This window comes from Pseudarthrobacter arbutini, assembly GCF_054510915.1.
In genome coordinates, this window is the sequence record NZ_JBTNDQ010000001.1 from 443715 (window position 1) to 449714 (window position 6000).

Annotated in this window: 5 protein-coding genes; 1 reads left to right on the forward strand and 4 read right to left on the reverse strand. The window is 66.8% G+C overall.

The features are described 5' to 3' along the window. Positions 1–69: 69 nt before the first annotated feature. Positions 70–1038: a DUF389 domain-containing protein gene (locus ACX80V_RS02035; protein ID WP_485841749.1), complete on the forward strand. Its 969-nt coding sequence runs from the start codon at positions 70–72 to the stop codon at positions 1036–1038. On the opposite strand, the gene ACX80V_RS02040 is transcribed toward ACX80V_RS02035, so the two are convergent. From ACX80V_RS02040 to ACX80V_RS02055, 4 genes are all read right to left on the reverse strand, one after another. Next, positions 1007–2113, reverse strand: a complete 1107-nt coding sequence (locus ACX80V_RS02040; protein ID WP_485841750.1) for a flavin-containing monooxygenase — start codon at positions 2111–2113, stop codon at positions 1007–1009. The genes ACX80V_RS02035 and ACX80V_RS02040 overlap by 32 nt on opposite strands. Further along, positions 2113–2457: a hypothetical protein gene (locus ACX80V_RS02045; protein ID WP_485841751.1), complete on the reverse strand. Its 345-nt coding sequence runs from the start codon at positions 2455–2457 to the stop codon at positions 2113–2115. Before ACX80V_RS02045 ends, ACX80V_RS02040 begins: the two co-directional genes overlap by 1 nt. A 110-nt stretch (positions 2458–2567) precedes the next feature. Beyond that, complete coding sequence (locus tag ACX80V_RS02050; RefSeq protein WP_485841752.1) at positions 2568–4220, reverse strand: response regulator transcription factor; 1653 nt, start codon at positions 4218–4220, stop codon at positions 2568–2570. A 103-nt stretch (positions 4221–4323) separates the two neighbouring features. Beyond that, on the reverse strand, positions 4324–5847 hold the full coding sequence (locus ACX80V_RS02055) for an ATP-dependent DNA ligase (protein WP_485841753.1): 1524 nt from the start codon (positions 5845–5847) through the stop codon (positions 4324–4326). Positions 5848–6000: the final 153 nt, after the last annotated feature.

Genomic DNA, 6000 nt, shown 5'->3' on the forward strand with positions numbered 1-6000 from the left:
GGCGGCCTTCGAGCCCCGTCGGAGCATGCCACAAACTATGCTGACCACAGGCCAGCGAAGGGAGACCACGTGATTGTGCAGCTGCGGATCTGTGTGCCCAGTGAACTGTCGGCAGTGACGCTGGACGCTTGCAAAGAGCAAACCGGAACCGCCGAGGTAGCGCTCTTTCCGGGAGCATCCGTGTCGCCGCGGGGCGATGTCATCGACGTCCAGGTTGCCCGGGAAGCGGTGGAGGAACTGCTTGAGAAACTCCACGTCCTGAAGGCGCAGGAGGTGGGATCCATTGCCATCTCCATGCCGGAACTCGTCCTGTCCCGGCGCGCGGACAAAGCGGAGGCGTCTGCCCCCGGAGACGGCGCAGACGCCTTGATCTGGGACGAGGTCACCCGCCAGACGGGCGAGGACTCCCGGCTCACGTGGAGCTACCTTGCCTTCCTGATACTGGCCACACAGCTCGCCGCCATCGGCATCGTGACGAATTCCACCATTGCCATCGTGGGGGCGATGGCCGTGGGGCCGGAATTCGGCCCCCTGGCGGCGCTGGCAGTTGCCTTGGCCCGGCGCCAGTGGGCACTCGGCCGGCGTGCTGCCCTGGCGCTTGGTGTGGGGTTCCCGCTGGCCATGCTGCTGGCGGCCTTGACCACGTGGGCCTCCGCGGCACTGGGCCTCTTCGCGGACAACACCCTGGACACAGGGTCTGCGGTGGAGTTCATTTACCATCCGGGACCGTATTCGCTGATCGTGGCCGTTCTGGCCGGCACTGCGGGCATGCTGTCCGTCATCAGCCGGCGGTCGGCGGCACTCATCGGTGTCTTCATCTCCGTGACCACAGTTCCTGCTGCCGGGTTTGTGGCCGTGGCACTCGTGCTGGGCGAGTTTGAGAAAGCAACGGGGTCGGCCCTTCAGCTGGCGCTCAACCTGATGGGCATCGTGGCGGCGGCAGTTCTCGTGCTGGTCTTCTACCGGCTGGTTTCCCGGCGCTTGCCCGAAGCCGCCGCCCGGCGCCTCAGATGGCAGCTGGCGCGGCCTCGCGGGTGACCGGAACCGGTATCCTGCCGGCCAGGTACCGGGCGTCACGGCTGGCACCCGGAATGGTTGCCGAAAAGGCCGCGTACATAAACTCCTGGCCCAGGAAGAACAGCCCGGGCGAGTCAAGCGCAACGCCATGCTCCTGCCGGGGCAAAGCGCCGTCGTCGAGCAGTGCCGGATCTATCCAGCCGAAATCATCTTTGAATCCCGTGCACCAGATGACGTTGGCGACCTCAATCCGGGTACCGTCCGCCAGGACGGGCAGCCCGTTCTCCACTCCGGCGACCCGCGGCACGCGCCTGACGCCCGCGGCCGCCAAATCCTTGGTCTTCGTCCGGACCAGGGGTTCTGCGTGTGCCTTGAATTTTGGTGCCGCTATGCGCCCGAGGGGATTGCCTAGAGTGAGGACGTTCAACTCAATGAACCGCACCAACGGCAGGAAATAGCGTGCCGCAGTCCGGCCATGCTTCACCGGGATTTCGCCACCGGGCTTGCCCGCCACGAACGTCGGATGCGTACGGCACACTTCGATGCCGATCTCCGCCCCGGAGTTCCCCAGCCCAACCACCAGGACCGGCCCTTCCTGCAGCTGCTGGGGGTTCCGGTAGTCGCTGGAATGCAGTTGGACGATGGACGGCGCCAATTCGGCCGCAAAGCCTGGCACCTTGGGCGCCTGGCTGCATCCTGTCGCCACGACGGCATTGTGCGCTTCCCAGCGGCGGCCGTTGGCGGCGGCAATATAGCGGTCGCCTTCCCGCCACAGGCGTTCGATGCGGACTCCGTTGATGACTGGCAGGTCAAACTGCGCGGCGTAGCCTTCAAGGTATCCGGCCACTTCATCCTTGGTAGGAAAAGTCAGCGGATCCGCCGGGAACGGCGCGCCCGGGAGTCCGTCGTACTTGGCCGGAGTAAAGACCCGGAGCGAATCCCACCGCTGGCGCCAGGCGTCTCCGGATCGCGGGTTGGCATCAAGGATCAGGATTTTCCGTTGTTGTTCTTTCAGGTAGTAGCCCATGGCAAGGCCTGCCTGGCCGCCGCCGATGATCATCGTGTCCAGCATGCCGGTCACGTCATTGTTGTTCATCACTGCGCTCCTTTTTCACTGAGGTGGATTCCCACGGCTGAACCTTCACGTCGGCCCGCAGCCGGGCCGCCTTCCACTTCGCGTCCTGTCTCCCTGTAGCGCAGCCACCACGCCAACATCAGCGCGGACGCGAGGACGTACGCAAGGTGGAGGACCCAGATGGGTCCGGCAGGGAGGTTGAAGACGTAGACGGAGTGAACGGCGTTGGCAACATTGGTCAGCAACAGGTTCCCGAGGCTGTACGAAGCCAGGTCCTTCGTCCGGGCCGCCTTGACCAGCATCGGCAGCATTCCGGCGGCGAACAGCACCGTCGAAAGTGTGCCGGCGAGGACTGGAAGGTTCATGCTTTGAGGCTATGGCCGCGCAGCTGGTGGCCGCGTCGGCCGAATCATGCAACTTCAGTCACGGCGCGGCTGGGTATTTCAATGTAGTCAGAGCGGTCCTATGTGGTCCGTCAGCCTGCGAGCCCGTGTTCATAGGCATAGCTGGTGGCGGCTGACCGTGACGACAGGCCCAGTTTCAGGAAGATGTTGCTGACGTGCCGGGCTACGGTCTTTTCGCTCAGGTAGAGCTCGCCGGCGATGGCCCGATTGCCCTTTCCGGTTGCCACCATCTGCAGGACTTCAAGCTCGCGGCGGGTGAGGAGACCCACCGTGCCAGGCGTCGCTCCGCTGTCCAACATGCCTTCGTGCAGGAGCGACGCCGCCCAGGTTGCCGCCGGCGCCGCGCCCAGGTCCAGGAGCGCAGCGTGGGCTGCCTCCAGGTACATCAGTGCGGAGGCCTCGTCGCCAAGTGCGCGGCAGGCACTGCCGGCCAGCGCCTGGCAGCGCGCCGCCTCGTACGGAACACCGAGTTCCTGCCACAGCCTCCACGCCTCCCGGAGCGGTTTCAGGGCAGCGGAGGGGTCGCCGTCGGCCAGCCGGACCGCGCCGTCCGCCTGGCCGGCAACGGCCCGGATCATGGGCATAGAGAATTCACTGGCCAGGGCTTCCAGCTCCTGAGAACCTTGCCGCGCGGCTTCCAGGTCGGAGGCAGCCAACTCGATCTCCACCAGTGCCGGCAGCATGTTCCGGCGGGTTGCGACGTCTGCCGCGGCAGCTGCCCTACGGATCATCGCTTGTGCCTGTTGCGCATTTCCACGGGCAAGCCAGAGCAGCGCGAGGCCAGGCTGTGGCTCATAGCCTGATCGGGCGGCCTGCCGGTAGGAAGCTTCGGCGTCGTCCAGTTTTCCACTCAGCCGTTCCACCTCTCCCTGCTGGTAGTAGCCTCCATAAAGCGCTTGGGGATCACCCTTTACGGAAAGTCCCTGGGCGGCCGCAGCGGCCATCAGTGCCTCGGCCCAGGCCCCGTGAAGCCTGAAGAGTTCGGCGCGGTGCGACTGGCACTGGCCGCTGAACGACACCATGTCAGGGCGTGCACTGCACCAGCGGTCCAGGGCAGCCGTCCATTCCAGGGCCCTCTCCAGGTCGAAGACCAGGTGGCAGTTGCCGATTACTGCGCAGTAGATAATCCCTGAGGGGATCGGGGAGAGTTCACCTGCCGTGACGGCTACCATGACCTCGTCGAACATCTTGAGTCCCTTGTCAGGGTGACCAAGCATCAGGGTGGCCTGGCCTGTGCCGAGGAGGCCCAGCGCGGACACGTCTTTGTCGTGGAACTGCTGGCCGAATTCGGCAACGCGGGAGAAAGCCTGCATGGCGCCCGCCGGATTACCGTCGTAAAGCTTGCCCAGGCCCTCCGGGAGAAGCAGGAGGCCCTGCACGGCGCTCGGCTCTGCCAGTTCATCCATGAGCCGCTGGCCGCGGGCAAACCACCCTCCGGCCCTAGCCTGCTCCCCCAGGAACATCAGTTGCATGCCCATCCAGCCCGCGCACCGTGCGGCACCCTCGACGTCGCCCATCACCAGGTACTCCTCGTGGGCACGGGTGAGGGACTCCAGCCCTGTGGCGCTTTCACCGGTCAGGATCTCGGCCGTAGCCAGCCGTTCGAGGTCGGCAGCCGGCAACCCGGCGCGCTTATCGGCTTCACGGAAGGTCCGGTAGGCCTCGGTCCAGCGATGTTCCTGGAAGGCTGACCTGCCCTGGTCAATGCCTGTTTCAGCTGACATCTGGTCCCTTCCGGATACCAACCGCCCAACCTGTTGGCCCGCCGCACGCTGGGCGCGGCGGCACTTAAGCGCCACGGTACGCCCGGTGGAGAAGCGGCACAAGCTAGAGACGCAGCAGCGCGCGCAGCGTCTGAATGGTGTCGGCCTCCGCGGCTGTCTTGTCGTCGCGGTAGCGCTTGACGCGTGCGAACCTCAGCGCGATTCCGCCCGGATAGCGCGGGGAACGCTGCACGCCGTCGATCGCGATCTCGACCACCGTGACGGGCTCGACCCACACGGTGCCCGCCGTGCGCCGTACCTCAAGCTCCTCGAACCTCTCGGTCTGCCAGCGCAGCAGGGCGTCGGTGAGGCCCTTGAATGTCTTGCCCACCATCACGTAGCCGCCGGGTTCGCTGAACTCGCCGGCCGGGTCGAGGGCTCCCAGGTGTAGGTTCGACAGGAGCCCGGTGCGCCGTCCTGACCCCCACTCGCAGGCAAGCACCACCAGGTCGTAAGTGAGCACCGGCTTCACCTTGATCCAGTTGGAGCCACGCCTGCCGGCCGCGTAGGCCGATCCCACCGCCTTCACAACCACGCCCTCATGGCCCGCGGCGAGCGCGTCGCGCGAAACCCTCTCAGCAACGGCCGCATCTGCCGTGATCTCCCCCGGGATCCGGTGTTCGGGGGCGATGCACTCGAGCACGCCGAGGCGCATCGACAGCGGCTCGTCGAGCAGGTCGCGCCCGTCGATGTGCAGCACGTCGAAGAACCACGGATGCAGCACCGTGGCACGCGCCGCATCCGCCCCGAACCGCGACATGGTCTCCTGGAACGGTCGCGGGCTGCCGTCCTCGTCGAGGGCGAGGGTCTCGCCGTCGAGAATCACGTCGCGCACCGGCAGTCCGCGCACCACCTCCACCACCTCCGGCAGCCGGTGGGTCACCTCGGCCAGGGTGCGCGTGTAGATGCGAATATCGTCGCCGACGCGATGCACCTGGATGCGCGCGCCGTCGAGCTTGTATTCCACGGACGCCTCCCCCGTGACCTCCAGCGCCGCGGTAGCGCTGGCCGCCGTTGCGGCGAGCATGGGCTGCACGGGGCGGCCGACGACCAGGCCGACGGCGTCAAGCTCGGCTGCGGTGCCCGTGATCGCCAGCAGTGCGGTTTCGCCGAGATCGCCGGAGAGCATCGCCGCGCGGCGTACGGCGTCGGCGGGCCGATCGGCGGCGCGGGCAACGGCATCCGTCAGCACCCCCTCGAGCGCGCCGGTACGCAGTTCACCGAGCAGCACGCCGGCGATGAAAGCTTGCTCGCGCTCGGTGGCTGCCGCCGTCAGCAGCCGGAGAGTCGCGGCGCGCTCCGCGCCTGATCCAGCGCCTGCGGTGACGAGCAGCCGGTCCAGCGCAGCGTCGAGGTCGGCGACAGTCAGACTCGGCTCGGCGGCCGGCTCCCCCATGGCCGCCGTCATGCCGCGCCAGCCGATCCCTACCCTGCCCTGGCGCGGCTTGGCGACGAGCAAGCCGACGGCCGCCGCGATATCCGCGGGCTCGAGCCGGCGCAGCAGATCGGCCAGTGCGTCGACCTTCGCGAGCCGTGAGCGGGTTGACGCGACGGTATCCGTGGTTTTCACGAGCTCGTCGAGCAGCATGGCATCAGTCTGCCACGCCCGCCGACCCTGGACAGTGAAGAAGGCCCCGGGGAATCATGTCAAGATGCGCGCGTAGCATTCTTCGTGGAATCATTCCGAAGTGCGCGCGTGGCGGGCTTGGGTTTGGCGGCTTGTTTGCTGGTCGTGAGCGTT